The sequence below is a fragment of the Yoonia vestfoldensis SKA53 genome, from assembly GCF_000152785.1.
Classification (GTDB): Bacteria; Pseudomonadota; Alphaproteobacteria; order Rhodobacterales; family Rhodobacteraceae; genus Yoonia; species Yoonia vestfoldensis_A.
Genome location: NZ_CH672414.1, coordinates 1019534 through 1040044, shown reverse-complemented (window position 1 = coordinate 1040044; position 20511 = coordinate 1019534). Strand labels below are relative to the sequence as shown.

20 protein-coding genes and 1 tRNA gene are annotated in these 20511 nt (G+C 58.6%); 15 read left to right on the top strand and 6 right to left on the bottom strand.

The window, feature by feature from the left end; translation table 11 throughout:
- Positions 1 to 15: 15 nt before the first annotated feature.
- A complete protein-coding gene (locus tag SKA53_RS05060; RefSeq protein ID WP_007204994.1) occupies positions 16 to 645 on the bottom strand; it encodes an HD domain-containing protein in 630 nt (209 codons plus the stop codon).
- Positions 646 to 648: 3 nt separating this feature from the next.
- The gene (locus SKA53_RS05055; RefSeq protein ID WP_007204993.1) at positions 649 to 1302 is read right to left on the bottom strand and encodes an alpha/beta hydrolase; all 654 of its coding nucleotides are present in this window, start codon (positions 1300 to 1302) and stop codon (positions 649 to 651) included.
- A gap of 168 nt (positions 1303 to 1470) precedes the next feature.
- Here SKA53_RS05055 and SKA53_RS05050 point away from each other — a divergent pair, with 168 nt between their 5' ends.
- The 9 genes from SKA53_RS05050 to SKA53_RS05010 all read left to right on the top strand — a co-directional run bounded on the left by SKA53_RS05050 (position 1471) and on the right by SKA53_RS05010 (position 9082).
- Positions 1471 to 1932: an Rrf2 family transcriptional regulator gene (locus SKA53_RS05050; protein ID WP_007204992.1), complete on the top strand. Its 462-nt coding sequence runs from the start codon at positions 1471 to 1473 to the stop codon at positions 1930 to 1932.
- 75 nt (positions 1933 to 2007) lie between these two features.
- Complete coding sequence (locus SKA53_RS05045) at positions 2008 to 3039, top strand: cysteine desulfurase family protein (RefSeq protein WP_007204991.1); 1032 nt, start codon at positions 2008 to 2010, stop codon at positions 3037 to 3039.
- Positions 3040 to 3049: 10 nt separating this feature from the next.
- Positions 3050 to 4573 (top strand): Fe-S cluster assembly protein SufB, encoded by a 1524-nt coding sequence (gene sufB / locus SKA53_RS05040; protein ID WP_007204990.1) that lies wholly within the window; start codon positions 3050 to 3052, stop codon positions 4571 to 4573.
- A gap of 25 nt (positions 4574 to 4598) precedes the next feature.
- Positions 4599 to 5357: a Fe-S cluster assembly ATPase SufC gene (gene sufC, locus SKA53_RS05035; protein WP_007204989.1), complete on the top strand. Its 759-nt coding sequence runs from the start codon at positions 4599 to 4601 to the stop codon at positions 5355 to 5357.
- Complete coding sequence (locus tag SKA53_RS05030; protein ID WP_007204988.1) at positions 5357 to 6643, top strand: SufB/SufD family protein; 1287 nt, start codon at positions 5357 to 5359, stop codon at positions 6641 to 6643. The genes sufC and SKA53_RS05030 overlap by 1 nt, the downstream gene beginning before the upstream one ends.
- Positions 6643 to 7146 (top strand): hypothetical protein, encoded by a 504-nt coding sequence (locus SKA53_RS05025; RefSeq protein WP_007204987.1) that lies wholly within the window; start codon positions 6643 to 6645, stop codon positions 7144 to 7146. The genes SKA53_RS05030 and SKA53_RS05025 overlap by 1 nt, the downstream gene beginning before the upstream one ends.
- On the top strand, positions 7143 to 7736 hold the full coding sequence (locus SKA53_RS05020; protein WP_007204986.1) for a YIP1 family protein: 594 nt from the start codon (positions 7143 to 7145) through the stop codon (positions 7734 to 7736). The genes SKA53_RS05025 and SKA53_RS05020 overlap by 4 nt, the downstream gene beginning before the upstream one ends.
- Positions 7733 to 8956 carry a cysteine desulfurase gene (locus SKA53_RS05015; protein ID WP_007204985.1) on the top strand — a complete coding sequence of 408 codons (1224 nt, stop codon included), beginning with the start codon at positions 7733 to 7735 and terminating at the stop codon, positions 8954 to 8956. The genes SKA53_RS05020 and SKA53_RS05015 overlap by 4 nt, the downstream gene beginning before the upstream one ends.
- 49 nt (positions 8957 to 9005) lie before the next feature.
- Positions 9006 to 9082: transfer RNA gene (locus SKA53_RS05010), tRNA-Arg, on the top strand.
- A gap of 463 nt (positions 9083 to 9545) precedes the next feature.
- Here the strand turns inward: SKA53_RS05010 and SKA53_RS05005 are convergent.
- The 3 genes from SKA53_RS05005 to SKA53_RS15405 form a co-directional block, all read right to left on the bottom strand.
- Positions 9546 to 9848, bottom strand: a complete 303-nt coding sequence (locus SKA53_RS05005) for a MarR family transcriptional regulator (protein ID WP_007204983.1) — start codon at positions 9846 to 9848, stop codon at positions 9546 to 9548.
- 293 nt (positions 9849 to 10141) lie between these two features.
- On the bottom strand, positions 10142 to 10972 hold the full coding sequence (locus SKA53_RS05000) for a hypothetical protein (protein WP_007204981.1): 831 nt from the start codon (positions 10970 to 10972) through the stop codon (positions 10142 to 10144).
- The gene (locus SKA53_RS15405) at positions 10972 to 11385 is read right to left on the bottom strand and encodes a hypothetical protein (RefSeq protein WP_131494581.1); all 414 of its coding nucleotides are present in this window, start codon (positions 11383 to 11385) and stop codon (positions 10972 to 10974) included. Before SKA53_RS15405 ends, SKA53_RS05000 begins: the two co-directional genes overlap by 1 nt.
- 501 nt (positions 11386 to 11886) lie before the next feature.
- Here SKA53_RS15405 and SKA53_RS04990 point away from each other — a divergent pair.
- From SKA53_RS04990 to SKA53_RS04970, 5 genes are all read left to right on the top strand, one after another.
- Positions 11887 to 12567 carry a hypothetical protein gene (locus tag SKA53_RS04990; protein WP_040482801.1) on the top strand — a complete coding sequence of 227 codons (681 nt, stop codon included), beginning with the start codon at positions 11887 to 11889 and terminating at the stop codon, positions 12565 to 12567.
- Positions 12560 to 13906, top strand: coding sequence for an O-antigen ligase family protein (locus tag SKA53_RS04985; RefSeq protein WP_007204978.1), 1347 nt, complete (start codon positions 12560 to 12562; stop codon positions 13904 to 13906). Before SKA53_RS04990 ends, SKA53_RS04985 begins: the two co-directional genes overlap by 8 nt.
- A gap of 5 nt (positions 13907 to 13911) precedes the next feature.
- On the top strand, positions 13912 to 14715 hold the full coding sequence (locus SKA53_RS15010; RefSeq protein ID WP_050752667.1) for a metallophosphoesterase: 804 nt from the start codon (positions 13912 to 13914) through the stop codon (positions 14713 to 14715).
- Positions 14712 to 16850, top strand: coding sequence for a GumC family protein (locus tag SKA53_RS04975; protein WP_007204976.1), 2139 nt, complete (start codon positions 14712 to 14714; stop codon positions 16848 to 16850). The genes SKA53_RS15010 and SKA53_RS04975 overlap by 4 nt, the downstream gene beginning before the upstream one ends.
- Positions 16851 to 17004: 154 nt before the next feature.
- A complete protein-coding gene (locus tag SKA53_RS04970; protein WP_007204975.1) occupies positions 17005 to 17571 on the top strand; it encodes a hypothetical protein in 567 nt (188 codons plus the stop codon).
- A 373-nt stretch (positions 17572 to 17944) separates the two neighbouring features.
- Here the strand turns inward: SKA53_RS04970 and SKA53_RS04965 are convergent, their stop codons facing one another.
- Positions 17945 to 18799 carry a hypothetical protein gene (locus tag SKA53_RS04965; protein WP_007204974.1) on the bottom strand — a complete coding sequence of 285 codons (855 nt, stop codon included), beginning with the start codon at positions 18797 to 18799 and terminating at the stop codon, positions 17945 to 17947.
- 697 nt (positions 18800 to 19496) lie between these two features.
- On the opposite strand from SKA53_RS04965, the gene SKA53_RS04960 reads away from it, so the two are divergent.
- Positions 19497 to 20510 carry a LysM peptidoglycan-binding domain-containing protein gene (locus SKA53_RS04960; RefSeq protein WP_007204973.1) on the top strand — a complete coding sequence of 338 codons (1014 nt, stop codon included), beginning with the start codon at positions 19497 to 19499 and terminating at the stop codon, positions 20508 to 20510.
- The last annotated feature ends 1 nt before the right edge of the window (position 20511 follow it).

Here is a 20511-nt window from a genome sequence, read left to right as displayed (position 1 = left end):
GACCCCGGGATATTTTTACTCCAACGATGAGGCCCGTGCGGCGAACCAGGCATCGATCCGGTGTTTGAGCGCGGACCATAGGGCGGGCGCGCCGCGCGCGACCTTTGCCCCGACGCGGGTTTCAAGCTGGGCGGCGGTGACGCCATAGGCAGGCCATGTGCCGCCGCCGGTTTCAAGGTTCGCGATCACCGGCTGCACGCGGTCGATGGATTTGGCAAAGATCGCATCGGGGGTTTCTGCCGCTTCGAATTCGTCCCAGAGCGCGCGGAAATCCTGTGCCTGATCGGGCGGCAGCAAACCGAAGATGCGGCGAGCGGCGATCTGTTCGATCTGCGCCTGTGCCGCCGCGTCATGCGTGCCGTGGACCGGCATGTCGCCTGCGTCGATTTCCACCAGATCGTGGATCAACAGCATCCGGATCACGCGGTCGATGTTCACATCCGCCTGTGCCTGATCGCCCAGCACCAGCGCGTAAAGCGCGATATGCCAGCTGTGTTCGCCGCTGTTTTCGCGCCGTGAGCCATCGCACAGCGTTGTGGCGCGCAGCACGGATTTCAGTTTGCACGCCTCGGTCAGAAAGGCCAGTTGCGCTGCGATCCGGTCGGCTGGTGCAGCGCTACGCTTGTCCAGAGGCGTGTTGGCCATTGCCTAACGCGTGTTTTCGGTCAGACGCCGCCGGACATAGGTTTTCACCGTGTCGATCATCGGGTCCATATGCGGGTCTTCAAAGAAATGGCCAGCACCGGCGACTTCGTCATGGGTGACGGTGATGCCCTTTTGTTCATGCAGTTTGTTGACCAGATTGACGGTGTCTTGCGGCGGCGCGACCCGGTCGCTGCTGCCGTTGATGACGAGGCCAGAGGCCGGGCAGGGTGCCAGAAAGCTGAAATCATACATATTCGCAGGCGGGCTGACCGAGATGAAGCCGGTGATTTCGGGCCGCCGCATTAAAAGCTGCATCCCGATCCAGGCACCAAAGGAAAACCCTGCGACCCAGCAATGTTTGGCATTGTTGTTCATCGCTTGCAGATAATCCAGCGCCGATGCCGCATCGGACAATTCGCCCACGCCCTGGTCATATTCGCCCTGGCTGCGCCCGACACCGCGGAAATTGAACCGCAGCACGGTGAAACCGAGGTTATAGAAAGCGTAATGCAGGTTATAAACCACGCGGTTGTTCATCGTGCCGCCAAATTGCGGATGCGGATGCAGGACGATGGCGATCGGGGCGTCACGGTCCTTTTGCGGATGATAGCGCCCTTCAAGGCGCCCTTCGGGTCCGGGGAAAATGACTTCGGGCATGGCGGTGTTCCGTCGCTGGTTGGGTGGCGACAGCAATCTTGACGAAAACTATCAGGCACCTTAGAAGGATTCTAAACTATGGGTTAACCCAAGTCTGGTTCACGGTGAAGTAATGACGCAGCCGTGCGCCGTCAATGTATTTGCTGGCATGGAACGGGGCGCGCGCGCATGAAGTTGAGCACCAAAGGCCGTTATGCGATGGTTGCGTTGGCTGATTTGGCCCTGCAGCCCGCCGATGCGTTGGTTAATTTGACCGAGATATCGAAGCGGCAGGATATATCCTTGCCGTATCTGGAACAATTGTTCGTCAAGCTGCGCCGCTCCGGGCTAGTTGATTCCGTGCGCGGGCCGGGCGGTGGGTATCGTCTGTCGCGCCCCGCGTCCGAGATTCGCGTGGCTGAGATTTTGGGCGCTGTGGATGAAACCGTATCGGCGATGCACAAGGGGGCGGGGGCGTCGGGCGGGGCCTCAGGCAGTCGCGCGCAATCACTGACCAACCGGTTGTGGGAAGGGTTAAGCGCGCATGTTTATGTGTTCCTGCATCAGGCGCGCCTGTCGGATGTCGTCAGCAATTCGCTGGCCCCTTGTCCGGCCGTGCCGGCCTTGTTCGAGATCGTCGATGAAGATTGAGCGCTGTCAGGGGGGCAGCCCGCGCCCCGGATGTGATCCGGGGCCTTGCCGGGATAGTTGGGCGCGCGTGACGCGATGAGGGTCTATCTGGATCATAATGCCACAACGCCTGTGCGGGCCGAGGCGCGCGCCGCGATGATTGCGGCGATGGATGCGGTGGGCAATCCGTCAAGCGTGCATGCCGAAGGCCGTGCTGCCAAAGCTATTGTGGAGCGTGCGCGCGCGCAGATTGCCGCGGCTGTCGGGGCAGGGACGGCCGATATTGTCTTTACCTCGGGTGCGACCGAGGCCGCGGCATTGGCGCTGGCCGGACGCGGGTTGCAGGCCAGCTTGGTCGAGCATGATGCGGTCCATGCCTGGGTCGATCCGGTGCTGCCGGTGCTGGCGGGCCGGGTGCAGGTCGTGGATGCGGCGCGCAGCACGGTGCAGCTGGCCAATTCCGAAACGGGGATCGTGCAGGACCTGCCCGCAGGGCTGGCGGTGTCCGATATTACCCAAGGTTTTGGTCGCGTGCCGTTTTCCTATGATTGGGCGGGCGTGCAGATGGTGTTTTTGTCGGCGCATAAATTCGGTGGCCCCAAGGGGGTTGGTGCCTTGATCCTGCCGCGCGGCCATGACCTGAATGCGCAGCTTAGGGGCGGTGGCCAAGAGATGGGCCGCCGGTCAGGCACCGAGAACGTGATCGGCATCGCGGGTCTGGGCGCTGCGGTGGCGGCGGCACAGGCCGATCTGGCAGCAGGCCGCTGGGAACAAATCGCCCAGTTTAGAAATATTCTAGAAATGGGCATTGAGGCTGCGGAAAAGAACACTATTTTTGTCGGGAAAGACCTGCCACGTCTTCCCAACACCAGCTGTTTTGTGACATCGGGCTGGAAGGGTGAAACGCAGGTCATGGCGATGGACTTGGCGGGATACGCTGTTTCGGCGGGATCGGCCTGTTCGTCGGGCAAGGTAAAACAAAGCCGCGTTTTGCGCGCGCTGGGTCTGGATGACGATGCTGCAGCTGGTGCGCTGCGGGTGTCATTGGGGCTTGAGACAACAGAAGATCAGGTTTTGCGCTTTGTGCAGGCCTGGACAGAAAAACGGGCGCGTCTGCGCGCGGCATGAGGGGAAGAAGATGACAGCTTTGGACAAGATCGAAGTAAAAGAAGGCGTCGATCAGGACACGGTCGATGCGGTCACGGCCCTGTCGGGCAATTATAAATACGGCTGGGAAACCGAGATCGAGATGGATTACGCCCCCAAAGGCGTAAACCCTGATATCGTGCGGCTGATTTCGTCTAAGAACGAAGAACCCGAATGGATGACCGAATGGCGCCTGCAGGCGTTCACGCGCTGGGAAAAGATGAATGAGCCGACCTGGGCGATGGTCAGCTATCCGCCGATCGATTTTCAGGACATTTATTATTATGCCCGTCCCAAAAGCATGGCGGTTAAGCCGAAATCCTTGGATGATGTCGATCCCAAGCTTTTGGCAACCTATGCCAAGCTGGGTATCCCGTTGAAGGAACAGGCTATTTTGGCCGGTGTTGAAGGCGCCGAAGACATGCCTGCCGAAGGCCGCAAGGTTGCCGTGGATGCGGTGTTTGACAGCGTTTCCGTCGGCACCACCTTTCAGGCGGAATTGAAAAAGGCCGGCGTGATCTTTTGCTCGATTTCCGAGGCGATCCGCGATCATCCCGAACTGGTCAAGAAATACCTTGGGTCGGTCGTGCCGCAGTCGGATAATTATTATGCCACGCTGAATTCGGCCGTGTTTTCGGATGGATCGTTCGTTTACATTCCGCCCGGCGTGCGCTGCCCGATGGAATTGTCCACCTATTTCCGCATCAATGCCGAAAATACCGGCCAGTTTGAACGCACGCTGATCATTGCGGATAAGGGGTCTTATGTCTCTTATCTTGAGGGCTGCACCGCGCCGAAGCGCGATGTCGCGCAATTGCATGCCGCCGTGGTCGAGATCATCATCGAAGAAGATGCAGAGGTGAAATATTCCACCGTGCAGAACTGGTATCCGGGCGATGAAAACGGCAAGGGCGGGATTTATAACTTTGTCACCAAACGCGCCGATTGCCGTGGTGACCGGGCCAAGGTGATGTGGACCCAAGTGGAAACCGGATCAGCCGTCACATGGAAATACCCCAGCTGCATTTTGCGCGGTGACGACAGTCAGGGTGAATTCTATTCGATCGCCATCGCCAACAACATGCAGCAGGCCGATACCGGCACCAAGATGGTCCATCTGGGCAAGAATACCAAATCGCGGATCGTGTCCAAGGGCATCAGCGCTGGCAAGGCGCAGAACACCTATCGCGGGCTGGTGTCGATGCACCCCAAGGCCAAGAATAGCCGCAATTATACCCAATGCGACAGCCTGTTGATCGGTGATCAATGCGGCGCGCATACCGTGCCTTATATCGAGGTCAAGAATAATTCATCGCGGGTCGAACACGAGGCGACGACATCCAAGGTGGATGATGACCAACTATTTTATTGCCGCAGCCGTGGCATGGACGAGGAAGAAGCCGTCGCCTTGGTCGTCAACGGGTTCTGCAAAGAAGTGTTGCAGGCCCTGCCGATGGAATTTGCGATGGAAGCACAGGCGCTGGTTGCGATCTCGCTTGAAGGATCGGTCGGCTGACGCCGCGTGAATAAAGGAATATAATATGCTTGAAATCAATAACTTGCACGCCGAACTTGAAACTGACGCTGATGTCACGATCCTTAAGGGTCTGACGCTGTCGATCAAACCGGGCGAGGTGCATGCCATCATGGGCCCGAACGGGTCGGGCAAATCGACCCTGTCTTATGTGCTGTCTGGCAAGGATGGCTATTCCGTCACGGCGGGTTCGGCCATGCTCGAAGGTGTGGATTTGCTGGAGATGGAGCCCGAAGAACGCGCCGCAGCCGGCCTGTTTTTGGCGTTTCAATATCCTGTTGAAATCCCCGGTGTCGGCAATATGACCTTTTTGCGCACCGCTGTGAATGCGCAGCGCAAAGCGCGTGGCGAGGAAGAATTGAGTGCGGGAGATTTCCTGAAAGAAGTCCGCGCCAAGGCGAAAGATCTGCAGATCGACGCTGATATGCTCAAACGCCCCGTCAATGTCGGCTTTTCGGGCGGCGAGAAAAAGCGCAATGAAATCCTGCAGATGGCGATGCTGGAACCGAAAATGTGCATTCTGGACGAGACCGATTCCGGTCTGGATGTCGATGCGATGAAACTGGTCGCTGACGGTGTGAATGCGCTGCGGTCTGAAAACCGGTCGTTTCTGGTGATCACGCATTACCAGCGCCTGCTGGACCATATCAAACCCGATTTCGTGCATATTCTGGCGGATGGCAAAATCATCAAATCGGGCGGGCCGGAACTGGCGCTCGAGGTGGAAAACAACGGTTATGCCGATATTCTGGCAGGGGCTGCCTGATGGCTTTGGCGAAACTGAAACAGGATGCAACGCTGGCGCGGCTGGCGGGGATCACCTTGCCCGAGGGGGCGACTTGGGCCACGGCGGCGCGCAGCGATGCGCTGGCGCGGTTGTCGGCGATGGGCCTGCCCACGCGGCGCGATGAATATTGGCGCTATACCGATCCTGCATCGCTGATTGTGGCGGATGCGCCGCCTGCGGCCTTGTTTGACAATGGCGAAGCGCCTTTGTTCGCAGGCGTGGACCGGATCGCGCTGGTGTTTGTGGACGGTGTGTTTGATGCGGCGCAATCGGATGATCTGGCGGGCGCGGGGATCGAAATCCACCGTCTGGCCGATGTCGCGCAGCGCGATATTCACTGGGCCAAGGATCTGTACGGCACGCTGGAAAGCCGCGGGCAGCATCCGGTGGAACGCCCGCTGGCGGCGCTGAACACCGCGATTGCCAGCGACGGGATCGTGATCCGCGCGACGGCAAAGGTGCAAAAACCCGTGCATCTGGTTTATCTGCACCAATCCGAGACATCGGATGTCACATTGCACAACCTTGTCCGGATCGAGGCCGGTGCCAGCCTGACCCTGCTGGAAACCGGCCCCGGTGCCGCGCGCCTGTCCACCTGTCTGGAGGTGGATATCGCTGATGCTGGCCAGTTCCATCATATCCGCGCGCAAGGCAGTGACCACGAACGCCGTGCCGTGACCCATTGTTTCGCGCAATTGGCTGCCGAATCCGTGTTCAAATCCTTTACCCTGACCTTTAACGGGGTGTTGACGCGCAACGAATGCGTGATCGACATGCGTGGCGATGATGCCGTGGCCCATGTGGCGGGGGCTTGCGTCGGTGACGGCGGGGATTTCCACCATGATGACACCGTGTTCGTCACCCATGATGCGCTGCGCGGCGAAAGCCGTCAGGTGTTCAAAAAGGTGCTGCGTAACGGGGCTGTTGGCGTGTTCCAAGGCAAGATCTTGGTCAAGCAGGGCGCGCAGAAAACCGATGGCTATCAGATCAGCCAATCCTTGCTGCTGGATGACGACAGCCAGTTTCTGGCCAAGCCGGAACTGGAAATCTATGCCGATGATGTGGCCTGTTCGCACGGGTCCACCACCGGGGCGATTGACGAGACGGCTTTGTTCTATCTGCGCTCTCGCGGTGTGCCGATGGAGGCTGCGCGCAACCTGCTGACGCTGTCTTTCCTTGCCGAAGCCTTGGCCGAAATCGAGGATCAGGCGCTGGCCGAGGAATTGCAGACCCGGCTGGAAGGCTGGCTGGCGCGGCGGGCCTGATGCCAGTCACCACCGACATCGTGCGAACATGGCGCGCGCCGCGTGCGGTGATGCGCAGCATATTGGATCAGGGCAGGCGGGAGGATCGGGCGATTGCCTATCTGATGATCGCCTGTTTTCTGATCTTTATCGCGCAATGGCCGCGCCTGTCGCGTCTGGCGGCGGGGTTCGATCTTGCCCCGGGGGCCGAGGTGCCGGCACTGGACCGGTTGATTGCCTATGAATTTGTGGCATGGCTGATGGTCTGGCCATTGTTCTTGTATTTTCTGGCGGGTACCACACATCTGGTGGCAAGGGTTCTGGGCGGCAAAGGCACGATGTTTGGCGCGCGGATCGCCCTGTTCTGGACGATGCTGGCGACCTCGCCTGCGATCTTGCTGCATGGGATGACACGCGGGTTCATCGGACCGGGGATCGAGACCAATATCGTCGGCGCCTTCTGGCTGGCGGCTTTTGCCATCATCTGGGTGCAATCAATGCGTGAAGCAGAAAGCAGACCATGAATATCACGATGCAATCTGCCACGCGCGCCCTGTGGGGGGCGATCATTGATCCGGCCACAGCCGCAAGGCTGGTGCTGGACTGGCGGCTTGGCCTTGGCAACATGTGGATGGCGCTTGCGCTGGTCGCGGTGCTGAACGTGCTGATGCTGGCGCTGTTGCAGGCCGCATCCCCGATGCCTGTGATGGCGCAGGGTGGCATGATGCTGACCCCGTTCAGCTATGCCATGATTATCACCATATTTCTGTTTTTGCTGGTCTATACGATCTATCACGTCGGCCGCATGATGGGCGGGCAGGGCACAGTCGAAGACAGCGTGACCGTCATCGTCATGTTCCAGTCGATCAGTGTCGCGCTTGAGGCCGTGCAGGTCCTGCTGGTGCTGATCAGCCCCCAGATCGCGTCGGTCTTTGGGCTGGTGTCGCTGGCGGTCCTGACCCGCTGCATGGTCAATTTCGTCAACGTGATGCATCGCTTTGACAGCCTTGGCAAATCCCTTGCCACGATGATTTTCGCCGTGATCGGCACTGCGCTGATCGCAGGCATCGTTCTGACAGTTCTGGGCATCGCCCCAAGCGGAGGTCAGATATGACCCTAGATATCGCAAAAGTCCGCGCCGATTTCCCGATCCTGTCGCGGCAGGTCAATGGCAAGCCATTGGTTTATCTGGACAATGGTGCATCGGCGCAGAAACCGCAGGTCGTGATCGATGCGGTGACGCAGGCCTATGCCCATGAATATGCCAACGTGCATCGGGGCCTGCATTACCTATCCAACCTTGCGACCGAGAAATACGAGGCCGTGCGCGGCACCATCGCGAGGTTCTTGAATGCGGCGTCCGAGGACGAGATCATCATGAATTCCGGCACCACCGAGGGGATCAATATGGTCGCCTATGGCTGGGCCATGCCACGGATGGAAGCGGGCGATGAAATCGTGCTGTCGATCATGGAACATCACGCCAATATTGTGCCGTGGCATTTCCTGCGTGAACGCCAGGGCGTTGTGATCAAATGGGTCGATGTGGACACACGCGGCGATCTGGACCCGCAAAAGGTGATCGACGCCATCGGCCCGAAAACCAAGCTGGTCGCGGTAACCCATATGTCCAACGTGCTGGGCACCGTGGTTGATATTGCCAAGATCACCGCAGGCGCGCATGCCAAGGGCGTGCCGGTGCTGGTCGATGGATCACAGGCCGCGGTGCATATGCCGGTGGATGTGCAGGCTTTGGGCTGCGATTTCTATGCGATCACCGGGCATAAACTCTATGGCCCGTCGGGGTCCGGCGCGATTTATGTGCGCCGCGAACGGATGGCCGAAATGCGCCCTTTCATGGGGGGCGGCGACATGATCCGCGAGGTCGGGCGCGACAGCGTGACATGGAATGACCCGCCGATGATGTTCGAGGCAGGCACACCCGGCATCGTGCAGATGATCGGGCTGGGCGTGGCGCTGGATTACATGACCGGCCTTGGCATGGACAAGATCGCCGAACATGAACGGCAATTGCGCAATTATGCCCGCGACCGGCTGGACGGGCTGAACTGGGTGCAGGTGCAAGGCACGTCGGACACCAAGGGCGCGATCTTTTCCTTCACGCTGAACGGTGCCGCGCATGCGCATGACATTTCCACTGTGCTGGATAAAAAGGGCGTGGCGGTGCGTGCCGGATCGCATTGCGCGATGCCGCTGATGGATCACATCGGCGTGCCGGCGACCTGCCGCGCGTCATTCGGCCTTTATAATACGGTCGAAGAAGTCGATGTGCTGATCGACGCGTTGGAACTGTGCCACGATCTGTTCAGCTGATGTTTTTGCATTGCGACCCCGTAGCGGGGTCGCTATAGAAAATGTGACCGCACCCGTAGCTCAGCTGGATAGAGCGCTGCCCTCCGAAGGCAGAGGTCACTGGTTCGAATCCAGTCGGGTGCACCAAATACTTAAACAACAACAGTACTTTGTCGCCTTTTGGGCCGGTGCGTGCTTTGGTTGTCGCTATTTGGTGCCGAACGGGCTCAACGTCATGCGCAACATTGACGCTATGTTTGAACGCAATGTGCTTTTGGCCCAAGGCGTGACGCGCAACCACCATCGGCCGCGTCATGGCTGTCGCGCCCTGTCAATTTGCGTGTGAAGTTGCGCCTGCATCATCATATGTACCTCAACGCCGTGAGGATCATCCGTATAGATTGCAGCAAACAGGCGGGAGTTCTTCAAGCTCGACCCAGTCCGTCACAGAATGTGCGCAAGATGGGCGGCCTCAGAGTGGAGGGCGCTGGGTGTCTCTGAAAAATTGCGATACTTCTGTGTAAACTGCTCTGACCCGCCGTTTCGCGCGTTGGTATGTTCGCGAGGGATCCTGTGTCGCCTGTTGCCGCGCTCATTATAAGAAAGTCCGCTACTTTAAAAGCTTGTAGCCTGCGCGCTTTTCAACACTAGTTTTTTCGATGTAACCACACTCTGCCAGATGTTTGAGTGCACGGAAAAAGGTACTGCGCGATATGTCAGTCGTCAAAGGATGCGCTTGCAGTTCAGCCAGCGAAACCTCTGATTTCGTACGTGTTTGAATAGCCACTGCATAGAGCAAGCGGGTCTCCTGCTCTGGGAGGCCGTCTAGCCCAAAATCGCGCTCCATATCCAATAGAAGCTGTCGCAGATCCGCTAAGCGCTTCAAGCCGTTGGTCACCGCTTCCACCATCATTTTACTAACTACCCGCGCATATAGGTATTCACGGTAATATTCAATTTTTCATTGTGGGACGTATCGCGCTGAACATAATGCTTAATGCTGTTATCTTAAGCAAAGACATGTGCCACATAAAGATCCAAATTGAAACTTATCTGGTTGATGCAGGCCGAATCGAGCTTATGAGGCCGTAGGGCATGACAAAGGGTATGTCCTGTGATCTGCCACAGGTCTTTTACCCAACCAAGGCTCCCACCACTGTGTTTTGATCCGATGCTCGACAGGCGGGATCGCAATGTGGCGCCGTTTTATTTTGAAAGAGGTGCTGTCGGTCTCTTTGGCGCTCTATTGTCCAAGAGTAATATCGTACTCTGTATGACGGCGCTTAACAAGGTTTCCAGTGCCTGTAATTCTGACTGTAAGGCCGCAACCTTCGCTGCCTCTGCGATGACCTCCTTTTCAAGTGTGTTATGCGCAAGGCGCAGCTGGTCTGATGCAAGATTGTTTGCCTGCTGCACAGATAAGGCTTCGGTGGCGCGTGCAAGATCATCCTCGCGTGCAACAGCCCGGGCGCGTTCTGCTGCAAGCAAGGCTTCGCTTGTTTGCAATCGGGCCGCAAGTTCCGCTGCATTTGAGAGGGCTATCGTCAAGCTGTCTTCAAACTCTGCAGTCGCCTGCGCAAGGGCGGACTGCGCGCGATCACGCTCACCCTCGACACCTGCGACTTTCTGCTCCAACGCCGTGGTCTCGGATCGCAGCGCGGCGGTCTCAGCCTGCTGTGCTGCCATTTGTTCGGTGAACCGTGCAGCTTGCGCTATCGCCGCAGTGTCAGCTGCCAGCAGCTTTTCCTGTAGGGCAAGGCGTTCGGCTTGCGATGTCAGCAGCGCTGCTTGCACGGCTGCCATGGATTGCGTCAAAACGCGAATGTCGCGGTCTTTTTGCGCTGCCGCCAAACGCAGGGCGCTCACTTCCTCGGATATTTGCTCGGCTTGATCAAAAAGGCTCGCGCTACGGAACTGGGACGCAAAAAAGCCAAGCAGAATAACAAGCAAGAGCATCATCGAAACGGTCAAATCCGTCATCGAGATGAAGATGCTCTCTTCCTCGTCGTGATCATTGATGACGCGGCGTTGAAACATCAGATCTTCGCAGTCCTGAGTAGCCCCTCTAGGCGGTGCGATGATGCAAGCAGTTGCTGCAATGTGCGCTCTGGTGTCACGACATCCAACCGGCTTCGCACCTCGTCAGATAATGCGGTGGCGATTGTTTCGAGCCGCACCTCCCAGGCCTTCAGAAAAACGCCGAACACAATCGAGCCTGTCAGCCCAGCCAGCGACATGATGAATTTTGCGCTGGCGATCGTCAAAAGGTCGGACAGCGCCTTTTTGACCATATCGGGATCGCTTCCTGATGCTGTGATGGAAACGCCGGCCTCTCGCAAAGCGGCGATCAGACCAAGAAACGTCAAAACCAAGCCAATGCCGACCAGTGTCCCCGGCACGATTCGCCAGATCCCAAGACGCAGACCAAGCGCCTCGCGCGACAGCGCCAATGCCGGATCAATCGGGCTGGCTGCGCGTCCAGATGCATCGGATGTGTACAGAAATTCGTCACAAAACGCTGTCCAAACTCGCATCTGACGCGCAGAGACAGGCCCGTAATTTCGTTTTGGCAGAGGAATATGAAGGCCAGTCACCAACGCACGCGTGATGGGGCGCTGTTCTCTTTTCAGGACATATGTGAGGTCTTTTGGATATGAACAGGCGCGCCAAAACAGGATCTGGGCTGCCAGCATCATCCCACCTGTCGCCCCAAAAAGAGCAAGCGCGACCATGCCGGGTGCTGATGTCCCTTTCAGCAAGTCTGCGATGCCAAGGATCGCTTGTGCAAAACCTGCACCAATTCCCGCCACCGGTTCCATCGGGCTGCTCCCGGACTTTGTCGCTTTAGGGCGACATTAAGTTGCATTTTGGTAGTAAAGGTTAGATCGGGTTGACTCGTATCACATAATACAAGCATTAAACATGAATATAACAAAGTTTACAGTGCCTTAATGAAACTACTGACGGTAATCCTTTCCATCACGGCCATGGTCGTGCTTGTGACGCTTGGCACCGTGAGCGCGGGCCTTGCATCGCGTGAGCTTTCGGCCGCCTTCGTCGATCCCGATGAGAATGGGTCTGCTGTCGTGTTCTGGACGGTGCCGCCGGTTGTCTTGCCGGTCTCCTCGGGAAGCCGTCATCAGCGCCGTTTGTTGTCGAGCTGCCTTTTTCTTTTGACCGCGCAGCAATTTTCCTTTCAGGCCGCAGAAGTACAACAAGAAACTACCGCAAATTGTGCGATGCAAGCGCGTCATGCACGGGCATCAGGGCTTGAATTGTCCGAGATATACGCCGTTTTGGCGTTTGAGCATCTGGCGGCGGGTGATCTTGTTGGCGTGGACAGGATGCTGCGGCACTCTGTGACGCTGGCACCAACCGATCTGGCGATGATCGTCTACCGTATCCGGATCGGGTTTCTTGCCTTTTCGCCGCAGGAACTGACGCAAAATGGTGGCCTGCTGGAAAGGGAGCTGCCTGTTCTGATCGGCTCTGGCCGTGGCGTGACCGTTGCGGCATCGCTTTACGCGCAGGTGCCAGACCTTCGCCCCATTGTGGACCGGATCGCGGACGCATTGCCCGCGCTCGACCGGCAAAGGTTCCTCGACGCGCTGCGGAGAGAAATCCGTGGATAAGGCGATTTCGGGGATACGGACGCAATGGCCTGTTCGGCTGGCAGCAGCGATCTGTCTGGCGGTGGTTGTGATCGCGCCGATGGCGGTTGGGGGATTTCGCCCGCATTGGTGGTTGATGTTTGCAAGCGTTCTGTTTTTTGCCGCAGCACTCGCAACATACAGCTTGGCGCGGTCAAACCGGCACGTCCGCTTTCTGACCCATGGCGTGCCGGGATTGGCCCCGCTTTATCTGGTGTTTTTGGTGGGGCTGTGTCTGCATGTCGTGCTTGTTGGCGGCGCTGCGTCCGACACGGATGCCATTTATGGCCTGATCCGGCAATTATCCTACGCCGCGCTCGGCTGGACATTGTTGCAAGCGCTGACGCGTGGCCAGCGCGCGGTTGACTATGCGACGGTCTTGGTCATCGGATTTCTGTTTTACGCGGTCTACGGGTTGATCACCATTGATCGCACGGAATGGCTTTTTTTCGAAAAGACCAGTTATTTAGGCGTTGCCACCGGTCCTTTTGTAAACCGCAATTCCTTTGCAACATTCCTTGCCATCGGGATGAGCCTGACCTTGGCGAGCGCGCTTGCGGACGATACAGGCGTGGGCCGGCAGCACCGCAGCGGACACCGCGCGAGCCCACTTGAGGGCAGGATGCGTTCGCTTGTTCTGGCAACCGTTGCGCTGCTTTGCCTTGCTGCCATCTTTGCAACGGCGTCGCGCATGGGGCTGTTCGTGGCACTTGTCGGTGCGAGCGTGGTGGTGATCTTGCGCCTGCGCAGGATTGTTGGACGCACCGGATTGGCCGGCATCGTGGCTCTCGCTCTGGGGATTCTTGGCGGGCTCAGCCTGATCATGGTGGCACTTCTTTATGGTGGTGCTGTCACAGAACGCCTTGGGAGCACTGCGGACAGTGCAAGCGTGCGGATCGATCTTTATCTGAACATTCTCGATATGATCCGCGCAAATCCACTGCTTGGCGTCGGGCTCGGCAATTTTGGCGAGGCATTCCGCGCCTATCAGCGCCTGCCGGTCAGCCCCGACCGTGATTGGCACCTCGCCCATAACACCTATCTGGCTCTGTGGTCCGAGTTGGGCATTGTTCTGGGCAGTTTGCCGATCCTCTTGGTGGGGCTTGTCGCGCTGGCTTTGCTGCGCCGGAGCCTGTCAAAGATCGTGACGCCGGTGTCACATCTGTCAGATGCTGCCCTTGCCGCAGTCGTGATCGTGGGTCTTCATTCGCTGCTCGACTTCTCGCTCGAGATGCCGGCGAACGCCTATTTATTCGTGGCTGTGATCGTCCTTGGCCTGGCGCCAAATTCATCCAGCCTGTCGCGCGGGGCGAAGGGATGAGGGACATGATGTCTTTTTTTAAACGCCGCCCCGCGCCGATAGCGCCATCGTTTTGGCAGGATTTGCAGCCGCCAGAGGCGATTTACGCCATTGGTGACGTGCATGGGCGGCGCGATTTGTTGGCGGCGCTGGAGGCTGTGCTTGCGCAGGATTGGACACAACGCCGCTATCGTGACGTGGTGCTGCTTTACTTGGGCGATCTGATCGACCGTGGTCCGCACAGCGCGCATGTTCTTGATCACCTGACCGCGCCTGCGCCCAAAGGCGTGCGCCGCTTGACCCTTCTTGGCAATCACGAGGAAATGTTTCTCGCTTTTGTCGACCGGCCAGAGGCAAATATTGCCTGGCTGGATCACGGCGGCGGCGCGACGCTGAATTCCTATGGCATTTACCTGACCAAGTCCGACATCTTGCAGATGCCACGCAAAAAAGTGCTGCAATATTTAAGCGCAAGCATCCCAAGCACGCATCTTGACACGCTGAGGCGCGCGCCACGGGCGGTGCGATCGGGTGACTGGCGCTTTACCCATGCCGGGCTTGACCCCGCCAAAACAGATGAGGCCCAGACCGCTGCTGACCTGACCTGGGGCGTGGCTGGCGATGTCACGGCCCTGTCGCAGGGCGCGGGCCGTCTGGTTTTTGGGCACTTCGCTGCAGATCAGCTCCGCACGATTGGTCAGACCAGCTGCATCGACACGGGCGCCTATGCCACTGACCGGCTGACAGCGCTGCGCGTGACGCCCGGCACAAGCGACGCCAGCACCGAATTTTTTGAAGTCTACAACCCTGATAGGACCACCAGACAATGACAAATCAAGACATCCCGCGCGGTGATGATCAAATCGACATCAGCGCATTCATCGGTGTTCTTCGCCGTCAGTACCGCGTGATTGTCATGTCTGTCGCCAGCATCATTGTGCTGGCTGTGATCTATCTGTTTGCTGTCACACCCAAATATACAGCAACGGCGCTGGTCTCGATCGAGCCAAATCGCGGCGTTCTGTCCGAAGATGTTGCGTCGCAGAACAATAGCGCGGCCATTTCCGCGCAGGTCGAAGGCGAGGTCGCGATCCTGAAATCAAGCGACGTTCTGTTAGCCTTGATCGCAGAGGCAAATCTGGTGTCCGATCCGGAGTTTGGTGTGACGGTGTCACGCAGCGCGCAGGTCATGGCCTGGCTCGGGATAGAGACCGACACAACAAGAGAGGCGGGCGCTGCGGTGACAGATATCTTGCGGCGTGTGGGCGATGCCGTTGCGGTGCGCCGGCGCGGCCTGACCTATCTTGTCGAGGTATCGGTCACATCGCAGGACCCTGAAAGGGCGGCAGAATTGGCCAACCTGCTTGTCTCGATCTACACCACGCGGCAGGTCGAAAACAAAATCCGCCAGATCCTTGCCTCACGCGATATTCTGGCACCCCGCATCGACAATGCGCAAGCAGAACTGGAACGGTTGCAGACCGAGGCGGACCGGTTTTTGGAAAATGTGGTTGCCGATTTTGTCGAGAATAGCGACCGCGAAGACCTGATCGGGGTCAGAGACCGTTTCTCGCTCGCGCAGGGGCAGCTTGACGGGTTGCGGCAGCAATCTGCGGCGTTGCGCGCCATCGTTGAAGGACGTGGCGTTATGGCGGACCAAAGTGACCTGCTTTCTGCAGCCGTCCTTGAACTGGCCTCACAACGCGAAGCATTGCAACGTCAGCTGGAGACAGACCCCAGTGCAAGCGGGATCGATGCAGCGGCGTTGCGGGCTGAATTGGCGAACGTCGACAACCGCCTGCGCGAGATGGCGGCGCGCGACAGAGACGCGTCTCTGGCGGGGATTTCGGACCTGACGCAGGTCGCAGAGCGCGCGCGCGCCGAATTGCGCGAGGCTGCTCTTGCTTCTGACTTGCCCTCCGCCGATCTGTCGATGTTCTACCGGCTGCAACAAGAAAGTGCGACCGCACGGATTGACTATGAAAACCTGCTGCGGCGTCTGCGGCAGTTGGAAACCCTGGCCGATGTGCAGATTTCCGATGCCGTGATGGCGTCAAGTGCTGTGATGCCGTCCAATCCGTCGTTTCCGAACAGCCGGCTGATCCTCGCGCTCGCGATCGTGGCTTCGTTCGGCGTGGGCGTTGGCCTGGCCTTTATCAACGAATTCCTGATTGGCGGTGTGACGTCAGAGGATCAGCTGCGCGAGCTTTTGAATGCTCCGGTGGCGCTGCCAGTGCCTGCCATTTCGACGCCGGAAGAAGGCGATGTGACATCGCAAATCTGGCAGGCGCCGATGTCTGGCTTTTCGGAAAGCTTGCGACAGGTCCGCAGGCAGGCCGCGCGGCTTACGCGCCCGGGCGAAGGGGGGCGGATTTATCTGTTCACCTCGGCTGTGCCGGAAGAGGGCAAGACCACAGCCGCGATTGCCTTTGCGCGCACGCTGGCGCTGTCCGGCACAAAAACCCTTTTGGTGGATTTTGATCTGCGCAAGCCGTCCATCGCGCACCGGATTGGTGCGCCTGCGTCGACTGCGCTGCTTGATACATTATCAGGCCGCGCGACAGATGCTGACCTTGCGGGATGTCATTTCCACGAGGCAGAGACTGGTCTTGATATTCTGGTCGGTGGTGGACGCTCTGACTTGCCGACAGATACGCTGGTGTCCTCCACCCGCACCGTGCAGTTTCTTTATAAATTGCGAAAAGAATTCGATGCGATCGTCATTGATACGGCGCCGGTTTTACCTGTGGTCGACACGCTTTACCTGACGCCCTACGCAGATCTGGTCGTGATGATGGTGCGGTATGCCGCCACCAATCAGCGCGATGTCAAGCGTGCGGCAGAACGTATTCGCGGCGATATGCATGCTGGGGTCCATGTCCTGCCCGTCCTTTCGATGGAGCGGAGAGGCAAGAAAGCCTATTACTACGGCGGCTATTATTCTGGATACGGGACCCCCTCGTGAGAGGTTGGGTCGACGTGATGGAATATAGATAAACGCGTAGATATTTTTACGATATTAACGCATTGAGATCTTAAAAGTAATATTTATTGAATTCTGAACCGTGAGAAATATCTAATAATTTGATTATCTTAAATTTTTTTGTTGGAGCTTTTGAATGACATTTTCTCTGCCAGCATTTCTATGTGTAACGGCCGCTTATATCGGATCATTCGTGCTTGTAATTCTATTGATCGCACCCGTGCAGAAAACAGTGTTTCCGCAAGGCTTCGAGTTGGGAAGCTTGATATTCTTACCGCATGGCGTTCGGATCCTGTCCTTCCTCTTCTTTGGCTGGATGGGATTTATCTACCTACTGCCCGGTTCGGTCTTGATGTGGATAGTCTTGGCCTACGGTGCTGGCCAAGTAGGATATCACATTTCAGGGACAGCCGTCTCGCTCATCAGTTGCTATGTAGCCGTAACACTGGCGTGCCGTCTTTTCAAAAACGTCTGGGCGTCGTCTGGCAGGTTCTCTTGGCAGCAAGTCATGATTGCTGGCGTCTTCGGGTCAGTGATGAGTGCTGCAGGATTTAGTGCACTTAATTTCTCGCCTCCGAGCCTGTTAATTATGCTCTCCCATATTATTGGGGATGTTATCGGTCTATTTGTTATTTTATTCTTATTGATGATTATGTTCCGCCAAATAGACCGGTTTTTAACCAAAACGCACCGATTAAACTAACGCGCGAAGGTGGTGCGAAACCGGACGGACTTGCGCTAGCCGGTCGTACGGCAAGCGCACGAAAGCTGGCGCGCAAGACGGGATCCCACGCACTGCTGCCCCTGCCATTAGCCAGATCGCGGGCGACACGTTGGCGCGGCTTCAGCCTCATACATACCTCGCGCCTGCGCAATAGGCGGTCTGCGCGCGGCAAAGTAGCCCTGCGTCGAGCCTTTGCGCTGAAGCCGCGCGCCACCTCGGGGTAGGCGCACGCCGCCGCAAAATGAGACGAGTGCGACCCAATACAAAAAGGGTCCGCGATTGGCGGACCCTCTTCATTATTTTCAAAGTATGGCCCGCGCGGTGTAAGGGCGCGGAGGGGATGCGACCCGTATTAGGTCGGACTTGCCGCCGGAGCCTGTACCGACACGGGGCCCTGCACATTTGTGGGACCGGTCGCTGCCGGGCTTGTCACCTCGACCACAGACGCAATAGTGCTTGCGATATCGGGCCGCCGCGCTGCCTGACCGGCGGCGGCATTTCGAATTGTCGCACTGCCTGTCGCCACGGCCGCCTGCACGGCTGCCGCTTCACTGGCCGGCGCGGCAGCGGCGACGGAGCGCGTTGCGGCGGCGGCAGCCTCGAGCACGACTGTGATCGAGGCAGAGACAACTGCGGACGAGGCGGATGCCGGCAGTGCTTCCGTTACTTGGGTTGCGGCGCGCGATACGGCGTCGATACGCGCTGCCGCGGTCATTGGCGCGCGCGCAATTTGCTCGATGACGCTGGAGGCGACTTGCGCTGCAATCTCGGGGCGCTCTGCAGCTTTGTTTGTCGCGGATGTCGAGACCCGTTCGATCGCGGCAGGCACGGCGGCGAGGGCTGCCGCTTGTTCGGCTGGCGGCGCGCTAGCAACGATGCTATTGGCGGCGTCCGTTGCCTGCCGTCCGGCGGCGGCGGTAATTTCGGCCACAATATTTGATGCCATGCTTGCGGGCAGCGATTGCGTGACGCGAGCGGCGGCGCTGGCAACCAGCTGGATCCGGGCGGCTGCGGGGACGGGCGCCGCGACGATAGCGGCGATGGCCACTTCCATCAGGGCAGCGCAACTGGTGCCCCCGCTGGCACATGCCGCCTCGGCGGATGCAATGGCAGTCTCGAACTGCGCCGACTCGGCCGCCGTCTGGGCAAAGCTTGCGCTTGCGAGGACTGTGACGAGGGCCGTCGCCATGGTGAGTTGCTTGATCATTGAAGCCTCCGTGATGCGCGTAAATGTGAATCAAAAAAGGTATTGTTTTGATACTATCGTATTGAAACGGTTTGTGCAATCCGCAAGTTCTAAAACGACACCAACGGGCGCCGGACGTCGGCCGTCGCGGTCCGAGCCGCGTAAGTGACACGGCTTCGACGGGGCAGGGCGGGGGCAAACGTCGTCACGGGCGCAGCAGGAAACTCCCCCGTGTTATGGGTCGCGGGTAGTGGCAGAGAGGCTGGGGCTGGCATTCTGTGCCGTATTCCGGGCAACCGATATTTCATTATGGGCAATAGATACTGGGCCCCGCCGCCGACGCAATCGGCGTGAGGTGAAGGGGCTGCCGGACGGGCTGCGCGGGGACAAAGCTGCGATATGTAGGCTCGGCTGCGGTGCCACTTCGTCGCGTGAAGGGTTTCAACTTGACACTAAGCGGTCAACGCGGGATCAGGATGGGGACGCGATCGTTTTGCGTGTCATGAATGGCGTGACATCGGGTAGCCCCAAGCGAGGCGCCGTGCGGTAGCCGTTGCGCGACTGGGCGGGGCCGGCGTGCCGGAAGTGTTCATCTGCGTTGGGCGATTGATTTCACGGAACGGGGATTGGGTGGGGCGGTGTTGTGATTTATCGGGAATTTGACGCGATAAAGACTGCCACATGCTCGCTTATCCTCGCAACCACGAGCGTTGCACTCATGGCCAGTGCCGCTGCTGCGCAGGAGACATATACTGTGCAGCAGGGCGACACACTTGCCTCCATCGCACGCCAGATCGCGGGTGTGCCTGTCAGCTGGGATGATTTGTGCCGCATCAATAGAAGCACGATCGAGAATTGTGATCTGCTGAGGGCGGGTGTCGTCATTGCGCTGCCCGAGGGCGCGCGGATCTCGGACGAGGCCACTGGAAATGCTGTCGGCAACGTAATGGGTGCGCGCCTCGGTGAGCCGCTGCGTCTGGGCGCGGGGCCGACCATCGAAACGGTGGAGCCCGTGGATAGCTTGTCGCTGACGCTGGGCGGAAATCTGGATGACGCGGCACTGCAGGGCGCTGACGCGAGCCTAGCCGCATTCTTCGGGGATCAGGTCACCGAAGAGCCTGACACGACCGTGCAGGAAATCCTCGAGGCGGTGATGGCGGAGCCCGTGATTGTGCCGGATGAGGTGCTGATGGCGGCTGCCCCCGCTGCGGATGAAGTCGCAGATGTTACTGACACCGCGGTGGCTGACGCGGATGAAACACCGGCTGAAACACTGACCGTTGGGACGGTGGCTTACGGCGCAAACGCGCGACCGATGGCGTTTCGGTCGTACCACGGCCACGAGATGACGGATGAGGGCGGCGCTGTGCGCATCTCCGGCCACGTGCCGGGGCTCTACTCGACGGGGACAACCGGCGGCGCCTTTATCCGGCTCGATGATGAGTTTGAGGCCGACGCCGCGGCCAACGTCGTGCGCGTCTCCGTCACGATGTCGGGACCCGAGGGCGCACGCGCTGCACTGGCCTATTCGACTAATGACCTTGGCAATTCCGGCTGGCAGTCTTTTATCCTCACAGCGCCCCCGACCACCCACAGCTTTGAATATGCGGTGCCGCCGCTGGCGCACGGCAGCGGTGATTTTTTGGGCATCGATCCCGACCCCGACGGGGCCGGCCACGCCATCCTCGTCCACGCCATTCTTCTCGAAATCTTGGAAAGCGATCCGAATTGAG

What these genes read in the sequence shown, in the direction of transcription:
- SKA53_RS05060 (WP_007204994.1), bottom strand. Translation starts at nt 645, where the DNA reads ATGGCCAACACGCCTCTGGACAAGCGTAGCGCTGCACCAGCCGACCGG.
- SKA53_RS05055 (WP_007204993.1), bottom strand. Translation starts at nt 1,302, where the DNA reads ATGCCCGAAGTCATTTTCCCCGGACCCGAAGGGCGCCTTGAAGGGCGC.
- SKA53_RS05050 (WP_007204992.1), top strand. Translation starts at nt 1,471, where the DNA reads ATGAAGTTGAGCACCAAAGGCCGTTATGCGATGGTTGCGTTGGCTGAT.
- SKA53_RS05045 (WP_007204991.1), top strand. Translation starts at nt 2,008, where the DNA reads ATGAGGGTCTATCTGGATCATAATGCCACAACGCCTGTGCGGGCCGAG.
- sufB (WP_007204990.1), top strand. Translation starts at nt 3,050, where the DNA reads ATGACAGCTTTGGACAAGATCGAAGTAAAAGAAGGCGTCGATCAGGAC.
- sufC (WP_007204989.1), top strand. Translation starts at nt 4,599, where the DNA reads ATGCTTGAAATCAATAACTTGCACGCCGAACTTGAAACTGACGCTGAT.
- SKA53_RS05030 (WP_007204988.1), top strand. Translation starts at nt 5,357, where the DNA reads ATGGCTTTGGCGAAACTGAAACAGGATGCAACGCTGGCGCGGCTGGCG.
- SKA53_RS05025 (WP_007204987.1), top strand. Translation starts at nt 6,643, where the DNA reads ATGCCAGTCACCACCGACATCGTGCGAACATGGCGCGCGCCGCGTGCG.
- SKA53_RS05020 (WP_007204986.1), top strand. Translation starts at nt 7,143, where the DNA reads ATGAATATCACGATGCAATCTGCCACGCGCGCCCTGTGGGGGGCGATC.
- SKA53_RS05015 (WP_007204985.1), top strand. Translation starts at nt 7,733, where the DNA reads ATGACCCTAGATATCGCAAAAGTCCGCGCCGATTTCCCGATCCTGTCG.
- SKA53_RS05005 (WP_007204983.1), bottom strand. Translation starts at nt 9,848, where the DNA reads ATGATGGTGGAAGCGGTGACCAACGGCTTGAAGCGCTTAGCGGATCTG.
- SKA53_RS05000 (WP_007204981.1), bottom strand. Translation starts at nt 10,972, where the DNA reads ATGTTTCAACGCCGCGTCATCAATGATCACGACGAGGAAGAGAGCATC.
- SKA53_RS04990 (WP_040482801.1), top strand. Translation starts at nt 11,887, where the DNA reads ATGAAACTACTGACGGTAATCCTTTCCATCACGGCCATGGTCGTGCTT.
- SKA53_RS15010 (WP_050752667.1), top strand. Translation starts at nt 13,912, where the DNA reads ATGATGTCTTTTTTTAAACGCCGCCCCGCGCCGATAGCGCCATCGTTT.
- SKA53_RS04975 (WP_007204976.1), top strand. Translation starts at nt 14,712, where the DNA reads ATGACAAATCAAGACATCCCGCGCGGTGATGATCAAATCGACATCAGC.
- SKA53_RS04970 (WP_007204975.1), top strand. Translation starts at nt 17,005, where the DNA reads ATGACATTTTCTCTGCCAGCATTTCTATGTGTAACGGCCGCTTATATC.
- SKA53_RS04965 (WP_007204974.1), bottom strand. Translation starts at nt 18,799, where the DNA reads ATGATCAAGCAACTCACCATGGCGACGGCCCTCGTCACAGTCCTCGCA.
- SKA53_RS04960 (WP_007204973.1), top strand. Translation starts at nt 19,497, where the DNA reads ATGGCCAGTGCCGCTGCTGCGCAGGAGACATATACTGTGCAGCAGGGC.